Raw genomic sequence first — 13948 nt, forward strand, 5'->3', positions numbered from 1 at the left:
GCCCAGCATAAAGAGTGTGGATTGTGGGGGGCTGATTTCGATACCAAAGAAGATGGAAAGTGGAAACAACGAATCCACATCGAATCGGACATGGCTCCTCTATCGGGAATGGACCTGTCATGGAGACTCTGTCTGGATCCACATGACTACACCGCCAAGGTAAAGATCTCAGCAAATCGTGGCGGTGGGGAGTTTCCCAATCACCACGATAAGGCTGGCATGGGTGATCAGAGCGAGACCAACACCGCCGCAGCGTGTGCCAACATTGCCGATGCCAATGGCCGCGCCACTAGGGAGCTGACCCTCAAAAACCTCGATAAGCTCGGTACAACACATATCGATCCGAGGTTCTTCTGCATTCGCACCGAAAAGCATCTGGTTCGCGTCAGCACCGCCGATTACAAGACCATATCTGTTGACACCAATGCCCTGGACGCGCAAATCATCTTGACGGTGACGACATGGACTCGGGGTAAATCGGTGTAGAGATCCTCTTTGATTTACCGCGCGTGCCAGGCCGCCAGAATCTCGGCCTCCTTGGCGCGGCCGAGCCGCTTGGCGTCGTCGCGCTCGGCGCCGTCCATCGAGTCGAACCAGTCGCGCGCCGACTCCCCCACGGGGCGGGTCTTGAGGCCCGCCTCCAGCGCGGTCGACACGTCGCGGGTGAGCATGCCCGCGTGGTCGGCGGGCAGCCACAGGCCGATCGAGTCGGGGCCCGCCCACGGGTTGACGCCGTGCTCGGTGACGAAATCCTCCGACACCCAGGTCAACGTCGGCTCGGTGCCCATGGCCCGGGCGATCTCGTGCAGGAACCGCTCGAACGGCATCGGCTCGGTGACGGTGTCGAAGGTGCCGACCACCTGGTTTTCGGCGGCGTGGACGATCCACTCGGCGTGGTCGCGCACGTCGATCCACTGCACGCCGCGGTCGGGTGCCCCGGGCGCCAGCACCTCGCCCGCGTCGTGCAGGCGGTCGGGCCAGTAGCCGAAGCGGTAGCTGGGGTCGCCGGGGCCGACGATCAGGCCGGGACGAGGGATGAAAGCCTTGTCCCCCAGGCGATCACGCACCAGGTTCTCGCAGGTGACCTTGCTGGCGCCGTACGCCTCGACGCTCGGATCGGTGCTGTCGGCGGCGGCGGGCTCCAGCAGCGCGGTGGTGTCGGCGGTGCCGCCGACGGTCTCCACGTCGGAGTACACCGAGATGGTGGACACGAAGGTCCAGTGCCCGACGCGGTCGGCCAGGGCGTCCAGCACCGGCGTGATCTGGGCGGGGATGCGGGCCACGTCGACGACGGCGTCGAAGGTCTCGCCGTCCAGCGCGGAGAACTCGGGGTTCTCGCGATCCAGCGTCACGAAGCGGACGCCTTCGGGCGGCCGGCCGCTCTTGCCGCGCGCGGCCACGATCACCTCGTGGCCGCGCGCCTGGGCGGCAACGGCGACCGCCTTGGACAAGAACATGGTTCCACCGAGGACAAGAATCTTCATGATGCGAAGCTTCCCGTTCCGAGCGGTCGGCCGCAACCGTTTACGCCAGCGGCGAACCGTTTCCGCTGTCGGCGGATTCCTTCGCCATCGCGAGCTTCTCGCCCACGGCGCGATAACCCACCCGCTCGTACAGCCGCAGCGCGGTCTGTCCCGACGGCTCCAACCACGCGGTGGTGACGCCCGCGTCGTGGGCGGCGGAGGTGACGCGCGCGGTGAGGACGGCGCCGATGCCGCGGCCCTGGTGCGAGGGTTCGACGGCGATGCCGACCACCTCGCAGGTGCCGTCGATCGGGGCGGTGTAGCGGCCCGCGCCCACCACGGTTCCGTCCGCGATGGTGGCGATGGCGGTGACGGCGCCGCGCCGGGCGGGGGCCAGCATGCGGGCCTCCATGTCGGCGTCGGTGGGCGGCTCCGGTTCGGCGAACGCCGCGAACTGGACGACCAGCCCCGCACGGAGCTTGTCGACATCGTCGGTGAACTCGACGCTCACCCCGTCGTGCTCGGGAACGACGACTTCGCCTGGCGCGCAAGCCATCAGGGGCATGCGGCTCTCGACCGCGAAGCCCGCCTCGCCGAACGCGCCCTCCGCCTTCGGCGAGGAGGACGGGATGAACTCCAGGCGCGGGGTCAGGCCCCGCTCGGTGAACGCGGCGGTGAGCTCGGCGATGTCGGCGGCCGAGGGCTCGGTGCCGTCGTCGGGCACCGCGTAGTTCAGGAAACGGTGCGGGCTGGCGGGGTCGATGTGCAGCAGGAAGGACCCGACGCGAAGGGTGTTGTCGGAGCGCTCCAAATTGGCGCGCGCGTGCCTTTGAATGTGGAGATCCACGGTTCCTCTTTCGAGTGTCAGTTTCGATGGGTCGCCATCGGACGGCACGTCGTGCCGCTGGTTGTTCACGCCGATGGCCTAGGCAGCCGAGCGCATCGAATGGCCTCACCGTGGATCGCTAGGGGGAAATGGCGGACGCCAGCATAGCGCACCTAAGGTGGATCCATGTCGATGCCCAGCGACGCGGTTGACGCCTTCGAGGCGCAGCGTCCGCGGCTGTTCGCCCTGGCCTACCGCCTGCTCGGGTCCGCCAGCGAGGCCGAGGACGCGGTGCAGGAGGCGTTCATCCGCTGGCACCAGGCCGATCGGTCCTCGGTGCGCACTCCCGCGGCCTGGTTGACCACTGTGGTGACCCGGTTGTGTCTGGACGAACTGGGGTCGGCGCGGTCGCGGCGGGAGTCCTATGTGGGGCCATGGCTGCCCGAGCCCGTGCTGACGTCCACTCCCGACCGCGCGCTGGGTCCGCTGGAGACGGTGGAGCAGCGGGATTCGGTGTCGATCGCGTTGCTGGCGATGCTGGAGCGGCTCACGCCGTCGGAGCGCGCGGTGTACGTCCTCAAGGAGGCGTTCGGGTATTCGCATCGCGACATCGCCGAGATTCTCGACGTCTCCGAGGCCAACTGCCAACAGCTGCATCACCGCGCCGCCAAGCACCTGGCCGACCGCCCCCGCTTCGCCGCCGACCCCGACCACTGGCGCCGCATCACCGAGACGTTCTTCGCGGCCACACAGGACGGCGAGGGCCTGGGCGGCCTGGAGCGCCTGCTCTCCGACGACGTCGTGGCCTGGGCCGACAGCGGCGGCACGGTCACGGCGGCCCGCCGACCGATCCAGGGCAACGCCAAGGTGGCCCGCTACCTGGGCCGCGGCATCCTGCACCTGAGCCCCGAGAACCTCGCGCGCCTCGGCCGTCGCGCGACGATTCACGCCGCGCAGATCAACGCCCGTCCCGGCCTGGTGGTCTTCCTCGACGGCGCGCTGTTCGCGTGCCTGGTCATCGACATGGACGACGGCCTCATCAGCGCGCTTCACATTCTCGCCAATCCCGCCAAGCTCGGCTTCGCCGCGGCCCAACTGCGGGATATTGATCTCGGACGGCCGCTGGCCTCCCTGACCATTGAGTGATGTAAGCCACTGTCAGGTTTCGCCTCGCCGCGGCGTCAAGGATGCGACAACCGACGAAGGGACGCATCATGACTCACCGCATCGTCGTACTGGGCGGCGGATACGCGGGACTCACCACGGCCAAGCGGCTCGGCCGCCTCCTGCCCGACGCCCACATCACGCTCGTCAACGAACGCGAGCGCTTCGTGCACCGCATCCTGCTCCACCAGGCCGCGGCGGGACGGGACCTGGACGCGCCGAGACTCGCCGACCTGTTGCGCGGCACGAATGTCGAGCTCGTGGTGGGGCGCGCGGCCGGCATCGACGTGGAGCGGCGCCAGGTCGCCGTGGTCGGCGCCGAGCGGCGAAACTCCCCCTCGCGCGCGGCCCCACGGCCACCAACGAAGCAGGGCGGGGTGTCGGTGACGACTGAGGGGAGCGCCGACACCGCGTCACCGGGGTCTTCCTCCCGCTCACGAGTGCCTCAGGGTGCGGAGACGACGGGCGCGACGTCGATCGGTTACGACAGCGGGACACCGCGGGGGGCCTCCTCCCCGCGGGTACCTCAGGGGAGCGAGGCGGTCATCGGCTACGACACGCTGGTGTACGCGCTGGGCAGCGTCGGGGACATGACGCGGGTGCCGGGCGTGGCCGAGCACGCCTACGGGGTGTCGGGCCGCGACGAGGCGGCCGCGCTGCGGGATGCCGTGGCGCGCAACGACTCGGGCACGGTGACCGTGGTGGGCGCGGGGTTGACGGGGGCGGAGCTGGCCTGTGAGCTGGCGGGCAGGCACCCGAGGGCGCGGGTGCGGTTGGTGTCGCGGGGCGAGGCGGGCGGATGGCTGTCGCCGCGCGGGAAGCGGCACGCGCGGGCGGCGTTTCGGCGCCTCGGCATCGAGGTGATGTCGGGGGTCGGGGTGACCGCGGTGAAGGACGGGGCCGTCGTCGTCGACGGCGGGTCCGTCGCCGACAGCGACGTCACGGTCTGGGCGGGCGGCTTCACGGCGCCGCCGCTGGCCGCCGAGGCGGGGCTCGACGTGGACGGGCTGGGGCGCATACCCATCGACGACACCATGCGCACCCTGGCGCGCCCCGAGATCTACGCGATCGGCGACAGCGCCGCCTTCACCAGCCGGCACGGCAACGAGCTGCGGATGGCCTGCGCGGCGGCGATCCCGATGGCCTGGCACGCCGCCGACGTGATCGCCGCGCGCCTGAGTGGACGGTCGGTGCCGCCCTTCCACTTCCGCTTCGTCCAGCAGGCCATCGGGCTAGGGCCCGGCGACGGGCTCGTGCAGTACGTCCGCCCCGACGACTCCATGGTGAACGCGGTCCTCACGGGGAGGACGGCGGCGCGCTACAAGGACTTCGTGTGCTGGTTCGTCGCGAAGACCCTGCCCCACACGGGACCCTACACACCGCGCCGCCGTCATCCGATGCTCCCGCGGCCTCAGGTTCCCGTCGGGTAGGACCCCAGCAGACCGTCCAGATTGGCGAATCCGCGTTCGATGCCGCCCGGGCGGCTGCGCTCGAACCAGGACTCGCGGTGCAGCGCGATGGCCTCGATGAGGTCGTCGCGCAGCGCCGCGTCGCCGGGGGCCGAAGCCCCCGCCGCGCGCAGCATCCGCCAACCGCCGTGGCGGGCCAGGCGGGTGGCGGAGGTCAGCTCGCGCTTCACCGCCGCCGCGTGCGCGGAGTCGTCGGACGCCGCGGCCAGGTCGTTGAGGGCGGCGTCGAAGCCGTCGATCAGCGCGGCCACCCGAACGGGGTCGGGTTCGCCCGCGGTGATGCCGTCGTCGGATTCCAGGGCGAGTGCGAAGGGACTGGAATTGAACGCCAGCTGCCCCGTGGACGCCGCGGCGCGACCCAGGGCGTCCAGCACGGTGCCCAGCTTGGTGCCGCCGAGGACGAGTCGATTGAGGACAGACGCGGCGTCGAGGTCGCGGTTGGCGTCCAGTCCCCAGCTCAGGGCCGCGCCGTACACGATCGGCGGATAGCTGACCGACAGCGGTTGCAGGTGCCCGTTGTCGCCCCAGTCGGTGATCAACACGCCCGTCGCACCGCCCGACAGTCCCACCTGGACGGTGTCGAGCAGGTTGCCGTACGCGGTGTCGAGGCGGCCGATCAGCGACCGCCAGGTGCCCGTGCCGGGCGCCACCCAGAACGGGTAACCCGCGCGGGTGAACGGTTCCACCGTGGAGGTGAATCCGTCCAGTTTGGCCTCGATGTCCAGACCCGCGTCGCGGAAGCGCTCGCCGTGGGCGGCCTTCATGCGCTCGATGTCGGCGGGCGCCCAGGGTGCCTCGTAGTCCCAGGCCACCACGGTGGCGCCGTCGGGAAGTTCGGGCACCAGCTCGGGATGGTGGGTGATGATGTCGCCCCAGAACTGGACGTCGAGGCCCTTGGCCAGCAGGGGATCGGCGAGCCGACGCAGATGGTCCAGGTAGACGCGGCCCTTACCGCGCTCGGCGACCTCTGCGGCCGAGGCGCCGCGCCCCAGCTCCCAGGTCTCGTCGCAGCCGATGTTGACGCGGTCGGAGCGGAAGTGCCCGACCAGCTCGTCCACCAGGCCCAGCGCGAAGTCGGCGTTGTCGGGCGTCGGCGCCAGCGTGGTGGCGGGGCGGTGGCGGCCGAACAGCTCGAACCCCTCGGGAAGCTCGGCGCGGTGCCGGTACGCCTCGTGTTTCAGCCAGTTCTCGTAGTGGCCGAAGCAGTTCTGGTTGGCGACCAGCTCGATGCCGCGCGACGCGCACAGCTCGTCCAGCCAGGCGATGTCGCCGGGGGTCATGGGCGAGGCGTCGCGCCAGACGGTCTCGTGGTCGCGGTAGGCGAAGGTGTGTTCGGTGTAGAGCTGGAAGTGGTTGACGCGCACCAGCTCCAACAGGTCCACCAAATTCTCCAGGGTGGACCTGGTCGGCACCCGGCCGCGGCTGATGTCCAACATGTACCCGCGCACGGGGTAGTCGGGCCAGTCGCGAACCCGCAAGCCCGGCCAGTTCCCGTCGGACTGGGAACGCACCTGCTCGAGCAGGGCGCGCCCGTAGCGGCGCCCCGCGGCGTCGCGATAGGCCAGCCGCACGCCGTCGGCGGTGATGTCCAGGGCGAAGCCCTCGGCGGGGAGCTCGCCGTTCTCGGTCTCGGCGACGGGGGTGGATAGGGCGGGGCCCGAGCCGGTCACGGAGCATTCGCGCGGCCGCGGGACCAGGATGAAATCGCTTTCATTGATCATGCCCCGCGACGGTACCCGTTCACTGGTGTCGGGCGCGCACCAATCCCGACTCGTAGGCGGCCACCACCAGCTGTGCGCGGTCGCGGGCGCGCAGTTTCGTCATGGTGCGGCTGACGTGGGTCTTGGCCGTGGTGTGGGAGATGTTCAGCTCCGTCGATATCTCCTCATTGGACATTCCGCGTCCGATGAGCCCCAACACCTCGCGCTCGCGCGGGGTCAGCACGTCGAGGTCGACCTCGCGCACCTGCGGCGCGGGCGTGGACACGAACTCCGCGATCACCTGCCGTGTCACGGCGGGCGCCAGCAGCGCCTCTCCCCCCGCCACGGTGCGCAGGCCGCGAATCAGGTCGGCCGGATCGGTGTCCTTCACCAGGAAGCCGCTGGCGCCGGCGCGCAGCGCGTCGAAGATGTACTCGTCGAAGGCGTAGTTGGTGAGGATCACGACCCGCACCCGCGTCAGCGCCGGGTCGGCGCACACCCGGCGGGTGGCGGAAATGCCGTCCGCGCCGGGCATCTCGACGTCGAACAGCGCCACGTCGGGGAGCAGCTCGGCGGCCAGCCGCACCGCCTCGTCCCCGTCGGCGGCCTCCCCCACCACCTCGATGTCGTCCTCCAGATCCAGAAGCACCCGAAAGCCCGCGCGGATCAGCGGCTGGTCGTCGGCCAACAGCACCCGGATCATCGCTTGGCCTCCGCGCGCTCGCCCGTGGTGGGCAGCTGGGCGCGCACCTCGAACCCGCCGTCCGCCACCGGTTGCGCGCGCAGCGAGCCCCCCAGGGCGGCCACGCGTTCCCGCATTCCCGACAGCCCCAGCCCCTCGGTGATCGGCTCGGTGATGATTCCTCCATTGTCGACAACATGGACGCTGACGTCCTCCACACCGTATTGCATGGTGATGTCGACGCGGGTCGCCGCGCTGTGCCGCGTGATGTTCGTCAGCGACTCCTGGACGATGCGAAACACCGTGCGGTCCACGGTGTCGCCCAGCGCGCGGTGCTGTCCGTCCACATGCATCTCGACGTCCAGCCCCGACTGCCGCGCCTGTTCGAGCAGTTTGGACAGCGTCGCGACGCCGGGCGCCTGCGCGGGATCGGCCACCCGCAGCGCCCGCAGGGTGGCGCGCAGCTCGCGCATGGCGTCACGGCTGGCCTCGCGGATGTTGCGCAGCGCCGCCTCGGCCTGGGCGGGCTGGCGCTCCAGCACGTGCAGCGCCACCGACGACTGCACGTTGACCACCGAGATCGCGTGGGTGAGCGAGTCGTGCAGCTCCCGCGCGATGCGGACCCGCTCCTCGGCGGCCCGGCGCAGCGCGGCCTCCTCGCGGGTGCGTTCGGCCTCCACGGCCCGGGCCTGGGCCTCGCGCAGCTGCCGCTGGTGGCGACCGATCACCTCCCCGGAGATGATGCCCGCCTCCAGCCACACCAGCATCCACAGCGCCACCGGCAGCGCGGTCATCGGCGACGAGAACAGGGCGCTGGCGGAGCTCGCCACGATCACCGCGCCGCCGGTGATCATCGCGATCCAGCGGCGCCCGTACTTGGCCAGCGCGAACACCGCCACGATGAGCGGCACGAAACCACCGTGGCTGTTGAGGTTCAACATCAACACCGCGACGGCGCCCACCACGACGGCCACCATCACGGGGTGGCCGCGCCGCCAGATCAGCGCGGCGCTGGCGCCCAGCACCACGGGAACCCCGACGAACGCGGGAACCAGGATGTCGCCGCGGTATTTCAGCTCCACGAAGAAGATCACCAGCGACACGAGCCCGGCCACGGCGGCGACGGGCACGTCCCACTGCCAGCGCAGTCTCCGGTCGGCGGGCGTCATGGCGGCCACGCTACCGCCGCTCGCCGATTACCGCACCATCCACGCGATGCACGTCGGCCGTACATCTCGGGTAGTACGGCGCGGCCGCGCCGGGCGGTACGTACTACCCGGCCGGTACGCCCGATTGACTCCCCGTGCCGGATGTCGACAACGGACTCGACGGCAAGGATCGAGGCGTGAGTTTCCCCAGTGTGAGAAAGGAATCATCGTGACCGAGGCAGTCGCGACGCCAACACCGGAGGCCACCGGCCGGGTCGGCGGAATCGTGTGGACCCTGCGTGTCACCGCGGTGGTGAACCTGATCCTGGTGATCGCCCAGCCAGTGTGGATCGGGCTGTACGCCAGCGGTTTCGTGGGCTTCGAACAGGTGCACAGCATGTTGGCGGGGCTCATCGGCGTCGCCGCCCTTGTCCTGCTGATCGCGTCCGTTCTGGCGTGGAAGCCGGGGGGCGGCGGGCCGCTCGCGTTCCGGGTCTCCTTGGCGTTCTTCGTCTTCATCATCATTCAGACCTTCGCCGGCGTGGCGCACGTCTTCGCGCTGCACTTCCCGATCGGCGTGCTGATGGCGATCGGCGCCCTGCAGCTCAACACCATGGCGTGGAAGCTGCGGCTGCCCGCCAAGAAGACCGGGGGCGCGTGATGGCCATGACCGTCAACCGCCGCGAGGCCCTCAGGCTCGGCGGCATGATCACCGTCGGCGTGGCCGTCACGGCGGGCGTCACCTGGGCCACCACAGGCAGCGCCGACCAGTCGGGCCAGCTGCTCGACAGCGACCTCAAGCTGCCCGAGCGGTTCACCGCGAAGCTGCCGATCCCCGCCGTGGCCAAGCCGCGGAGCACCAAGGACGGCGTGGCGCGGTACGAGCTGACCCAGCGGGCGTCCAAGGTGGAGATCATCCCCGGCAAACGCACCGAGATCTGGGGCTTCGACGGCACCTTCCCCGGCCCGACCTTCGACGTCCGCAGCGGCAGGCCGATCACCGTGTCGATCGCCAACCGGCTGGACGTGCCCACCAGCACGCACCTGCACGGCGGCGTCACCCCGGCGAAGTACGACGGGTTCCCGACCCACGTGATCGTCCCGCCCGGCAGCCATTTTCACCCGCACGACAGCATGGCCATGAAGATGGACATGTCGGTGTGGAAGATGTACGACGGCAGCTTCGACCACGAATATCCGCTCGACCAGGCCGCGACCATGCTGTGGTACCACGACCACCGGATGGACTTCACCGCGCCGCAGGTGTGGCGGGGACTGGCGGGCATGTTCATCGTCCGCGACGACGTGGAGGACGCCCTGCCGCTTCCCAAGGGCGACAGGGAGATCCCGCTGATGCTGTGCGACCGGGCGTTTCGCGCCGACGGCAGCTTCAAGTACCCGTCGGTGGACGGCACCCTGTTGGGCGCCCCCGGCGTCACCGGCGACTACCACGAGGGCGTGCAGGGCGACGTGCTGCTGGTCAACGGCGCGCCGTGGCCCACGGTGGACGTCGACGGGGCGCGGTACCGGCTGCGGTTCCTCAACGCCTCCAACGCCCGCCGCTACGACCTGTCCCTCGAGGCCGACGGCAGGACCACGCCGTTCGTCCAGATCGGGAGCGACATCGGGCTGCTGGGCAGCCCGCAGGAGCTCGACGACCTGGCGATCGCCCCCGCCGAGCGCTACGACGTGATCGTGGACTTCTCGAAGTTCAAGCCGGGCACCGAGGTCACGCTCGTCAACAAGCTGGGCACCGGCGGCACCGACGCGGTGATGCGCTTCAAGGTGGGCGACAGGGCCGACGACCCGTCCAAGATCCCCGACACCCTGGCCAAGGTGGAGAAGCTGGCGCCCGCGAAGGTGGCCGCCGGCCGCACCTTCCACTTCGCGCGCACCGGCACCGACAGTGGTCAGATGTGGACGATCAACGACAAGCCGTACGACCCCTCGGGCACCATCGCTCGGGTCAAGGCGGGGACCGTGGAGCGCTGGTCCATCACCTCGGATCTGCACCACCCGGTTCACGTCCACCTGGGACACTTCCAGGTCACCTCGCGGGCGGGGAAGCCGCCGGAGCCGCGCGACGCGGGCTGGAAGGACACGGTGGACATGCGGGCGTTCGAGACCATCGAGGTGCTCATCAGGTTCCCCGAGGTCAAGGGGCGCTACATGATCCACTGCCACAACCTGGAGCACGAGGACATGGCGATGATGGCCAACTTCGACGTGGTTTGATGACAGGGATTGTCGACATCCGCGAAAGGTGACTTCGATGAGCCCTGAATCCTTCGCCCTGGTCGGCGCCCGCGTGCTTCCCGCGGACGCCGACCCCATTGACGACGGCGTGGTCGTCGTCGCGGACGGGAGGATCTGTGCGGTCGGCGGCCCCGACACCCCGATCCCGTCCGGCGCCGAGCGGATCGACGCCGCGGGCAAGTGGATCGTGCCGGGGCTGATCGACGCCCACGTCCACCTGGGCGTGTACGAGGAGGGCGAGGGCTGGGCCGGCCAGGACGGCAACGAGATGACCGACCCGGTGTGCGCGCATGTGCGGGCCATCGACGCCATCAACCCCGCCGAGATCGGCTTCGCCGACGCGATCGCCTCCGGGGTGCTGGCCGTCAACGTCAACCCCGGCTCCGGCAATCCGATCGGCGGCCAGACCGCCGCGATCAAGTGCGTGGGCCGCACCGTCGACGAGATGACGATGAAGGCCCCCAGCGGCATGAAGTCGGCCCTGGGCGAGAACCCGAAGCGGGTGTGGGGCGAGCAGAAGAAGACCCCCAGCACCCGGCTGGGCACCGCCGCGGTGATCCGGGGCGCCTTCGTGGACGCCCAGAACTACCGCGCCAAAATGGAGTCCGACTCCGACACCCCCGTGGACCGCAACCTCAAGTCGGAGGCGCTGTCGAAGGTGCTGTCGCGGGAGATCCCGTGGCGCCAGCACTGTCACCGCGCCGACGACATCGCCACGGCGATGCGCCTGGCCGGGGAGTTCGGCTACCGCCTGGTGCTCGACCACGGCACCGAGGCGCACCTGTTGGCCGACATCATCGCCGAGGCGGGCATCCCGGTGATCATCGGGCCGCTCATGGTGTCGCGGTCCAAGGTGGAGGTGCGCAACCGTTCGGTGGCCAACCCCGGCAGACTGGACGCCGCCGGGGTCACCATCGCCATCACCACCGACCACCCGGTGGTGCCGATCGCGCACCTGATCCACCAGGCGGCCCTGGCGATCAAGGAGGGCCTGGACCGCGACGCGGCGCTGCGGGCGCTGACCATCAACCCGGCCACGATCATGGGCGTCGCCGAGCGGATCGGTTCGCTGACGCCCGGCAAGGACGCCGACCTGTGCGTGTGGAACGGCGACCCGTTCGACGTCTACAGCCGTGTCGAGGTGGCCTATGTGGACGGACGCGAGGTGTACCGGCTGCCGTGACGGCCTACTGGCCCCAGGCCATGGTCGCGCCGGTGTGTCCCGCGCGGATCACCACGTAGGCCATGGCCACGGCCAGTCCCAAAAGGACGACGCCCGAGACGATCACGACGACTGTGCGGGCGCGCCCGCCCCCGCCGCCCGCCCACGCGGCCACACCGTCCCAGGAGCGGGAGGTGGCGAGGGCCGCCAGCCGCCCGCTGACGATCGCCGTGTAGACCAGCACCAGGATCGCGGCGACCACCACCAGCCAGATCAGGATGTCGGCGTACTGCGAATGGTTGTCGATGGCCTTGGCCGCCTGCCGCCGGGCGTCGGGGGTGCCCGACAGCCGCGCCAGGTTCTCCGCCGCCAGGCGCTCGCCGCTTTCGCGGGCCACGTAGACGGCCGGGACCGCGGCGACCGCCAGCGCGATCAGCACCCAGCCGAGCTGGCGGCGCACCTTGGGCACCAGGACGTATCCCGCGATCGCCAGCGCCAGCAGGGGCACCAGGACGACGGGCACATGGACGGCGAACGGGTGAAGCGGTAGCCCGAAGATGGTGTCCGGCATCTTTTCGTGAACCTTTCCGCGCCCGGGGCCCGACGCGTACGCGGCGACATGGGTGGGTGTGCCCCTCTGGCTGTCAATACGGTCACGGGGCGCGAAAGGTTCAATGGGCGCGGCGGCGGGATATTCCAATAACTGATATATTCCAATGCATGAAGGAATCCGACTTCATGATCCTGACCGCCCTGGCCGAGGAGTCGGCCCACGGTTACGGCATCATGCGCGACGTCGAAAAGCTGTCGAACCAGCGGGTGAAACTGCGCACCAGCACGCTGTACGCGGCGCTGGATCGCCTGTCGGCCAACGATCTCATCGAGATCGACCGCGAGGAGGTCGCCTCGGGGCGGCTGCGCCGCTACTACCAGCTCACCGAGCGCGGCCGCACCGAACTGGCCGCCGCCGCGGTGGGTCAACGCGCCCAGGCCGAGACGGCCCTGCGGCGCCTGGGCGTCACGGATCTGGGGTGGTCGCCGTCATGACCACGGACGAGCGACTCGAGCGCGACTTTCGGCGCCTGCTTCGCGCCTACCCCGCCTGGTATCGGCGGGCCCGCGGCGAGGAGATGCTGACGACCCTGATGGACGCCGCGCGGGGACGCGACCGTCCCACCCTCGGCGAGCGCGTCGACATCGTGTTCGGCGGGCTGCGCAAGCACCTGGCCGCCCGATCCGTCCCCGCCGCCGTGGTGTCGGTGTTGGCGGCGGTGTTCGTGGCGACGTTGGGGGCGATCGGCGGCGCGGTCGCGGGGTGGTACACCGCCACCGACCTTCCCGGCGACGCTGCGGCGAGTCACATTGCCCGACAAGCGATTCCCGACATGGACACCAAGGACGTCTACGGCGACCGCTCCTTGTTCTACTGGGTCGACATGAACGGCAACGTGATGCCCACCCCCTTTGACCTCCTTGGCAACGGCGACGGCTACAACTCGGGAGACCTCAGCTACGAGCTGGAACACAAAGACGACGGTTTCGCCCGCTTCCGCGCGGCCGAAAGGCGCGTCGTCAAAGCGGGCTGGCACGTCCAAGCAGTGCGAAAAGACAAGCGGGACGCCGCTTTCAGCGCTACCCGCGACGGCCTCGTCCTGCAAGTATCCACAGTGGCGGACGCGACCTCGACGAGCGTCAGCTTTGTCACCATTAAGCGCACCACGCCGCCCCTGGTGCCGATACTGACTGTTGTCGGCCTGATCCTCGGGTCCCTGGCGGGCTGGGCGGCGCTGACCCGTCTGCTGCGGCGCATCGCCGTCTGGCCGAGGCGACGCCGCGCCGTCGTGTACCAACTGCTCGGCTGCGGCGGGTTCATGTTGATCGTCCCCACCGCCGTCAACCTGTACTTCATCGGCGCGTCGCTAATCGTGCCCGAACAGCGCGTTGCCGTGTGGCTCGGATATACCTGGGGTCCCTTGTCGATCATGACGCTCCTCGGCGCGATCGCGCTGGGGGGCGCGCTCCTGCTCTGCGGTCCCACGCCGATGGGCACGCGGGTCATGCGGACGGCCCGCTGACCC

General features: G+C 69.9%; 14 protein-coding genes. 8 read left to right on the plus strand and 6 right to left on the minus strand.

Annotated elements, in window-relative coordinates; translation table 11 throughout:
- A partial coding sequence (locus tag VE172_RS00700; RefSeq protein ID WP_324795715.1) for a hypothetical protein occupies positions 1-486 on the plus strand: 486 nt, incomplete at its 5' end.
- A 14-nt stretch (positions 487-500) separates the two neighbouring features.
- Here VE172_RS00700 and VE172_RS00705 read toward each other — a convergent pair.
- Together VE172_RS00705 and VE172_RS00710 are read right to left on the minus strand one after the other, a co-directional pair.
- A complete protein-coding gene (locus VE172_RS00705) occupies positions 501-1484 on the minus strand; it encodes an NAD-dependent epimerase/dehydratase family protein (protein WP_324795719.1) in 984 nt (327 codons plus the stop codon).
- 40 nt (positions 1485-1524) lie between these two features.
- Positions 1525-2310, minus strand: a complete 786-nt coding sequence (locus tag VE172_RS00710; RefSeq protein WP_324795722.1) for a GNAT family N-acetyltransferase — start codon at positions 2308-2310, stop codon at positions 1525-1527.
- A gap of 171 nt (positions 2311-2481) precedes the next feature.
- Between VE172_RS00710 and sigJ the strand changes: the two genes are divergently transcribed.
- Both sigJ and VE172_RS00720 read left to right on the plus strand, forming a co-directional pair.
- Positions 2482-3435, plus strand: a complete 954-nt coding sequence (sigJ, locus tag VE172_RS00715; protein ID WP_414715046.1) for an RNA polymerase sigma factor SigJ — start codon at positions 2482-2484, stop codon at positions 3433-3435.
- A gap of 68 nt (positions 3436-3503) precedes the next feature.
- On the plus strand, positions 3504-4883 hold the full coding sequence (locus VE172_RS00720; protein WP_324795728.1) for an NAD(P)/FAD-dependent oxidoreductase: 1380 nt from the start codon (positions 3504-3506) through the stop codon (positions 4881-4883).
- Here the strand turns inward: VE172_RS00720 and VE172_RS00725 are convergent.
- From VE172_RS00725 to VE172_RS00735, 3 genes are read right to left on the minus strand one after another with little or no spacing between them, the layout of a single operon-like run.
- Positions 4865-6643 carry a beta-N-acetylhexosaminidase gene (locus VE172_RS00725; protein ID WP_324795732.1) on the minus strand — a complete coding sequence of 593 codons (1779 nt, stop codon included), beginning with the start codon at positions 6641-6643 and terminating at the stop codon, positions 4865-4867. The genes VE172_RS00720 and VE172_RS00725 overlap by 19 nt on opposite strands.
- Before the next feature lie 19 nt (positions 6644-6662).
- Entirely contained in the window at positions 6663-7325 is a 663-nt protein-coding gene (locus VE172_RS00730; protein ID WP_324795735.1) for a response regulator transcription factor, read from the minus strand.
- Entirely contained in the window at positions 7322-8473 is a 1152-nt protein-coding gene (locus VE172_RS00735; protein WP_324795738.1) for a sensor histidine kinase, read from the minus strand. Before VE172_RS00735 ends, VE172_RS00730 begins: the two co-directional genes overlap by 4 nt.
- A gap of 208 nt (positions 8474-8681) precedes the next feature.
- On the opposite strand from VE172_RS00735, the gene VE172_RS00740 reads away from it, so the two are divergent.
- From VE172_RS00740 to VE172_RS00750, 3 genes are read left to right on the plus strand one after another with little or no spacing between them, the layout of a single operon-like run.
- Positions 8682-9113, plus strand: coding sequence for a hypothetical protein (locus VE172_RS00740; RefSeq protein WP_324795741.1), 432 nt, complete (start codon positions 8682-8684; stop codon positions 9111-9113).
- Between the two features lie 5 nt (positions 9114-9118).
- Entirely contained in the window at positions 9119-10687 is a 1569-nt protein-coding gene (locus VE172_RS00745) for a multicopper oxidase family protein (protein WP_324795745.1), read from the plus strand.
- A gap of 37 nt (positions 10688-10724) precedes the next feature.
- Positions 10725-11891 carry an amidohydrolase gene (locus tag VE172_RS00750; RefSeq protein WP_324795747.1) on the plus strand — a complete coding sequence of 389 codons (1167 nt, stop codon included), beginning with the start codon at positions 10725-10727 and terminating at the stop codon, positions 11889-11891.
- A gap of 4 nt (positions 11892-11895) precedes the next feature.
- Here VE172_RS00750 and VE172_RS00755 read toward each other — a convergent pair whose 3' ends face one another.
- On the minus strand, positions 11896-12441 hold the full coding sequence (locus tag VE172_RS00755) for a hypothetical protein (protein WP_324795750.1): 546 nt from the start codon (positions 12439-12441) through the stop codon (positions 11896-11898).
- A 149-nt stretch (positions 12442-12590) separates the two neighbouring features.
- Between VE172_RS00755 and VE172_RS00760 the strand changes: the two genes are divergently transcribed.
- A complete protein-coding gene (locus tag VE172_RS00760) occupies positions 12591-12917 on the plus strand; it encodes a PadR family transcriptional regulator (RefSeq protein ID WP_324795752.1) in 327 nt (108 codons plus the stop codon).
- Entirely contained in the window at positions 12914-13945 is a 1032-nt protein-coding gene (locus VE172_RS00765; protein WP_324795755.1) for a hypothetical protein, read from the plus strand. Before VE172_RS00760 ends, VE172_RS00765 begins: the two co-directional genes overlap by 4 nt.
- The last annotated feature ends 3 nt before the right edge of the window (positions 13946-13948 follow it).

The organism is Stackebrandtia sp., assembly GCF_035643755.1.
Classification (GTDB): Bacteria; Actinomycetota; Actinomycetes; order Mycobacteriales; family Micromonosporaceae; genus Stackebrandtia.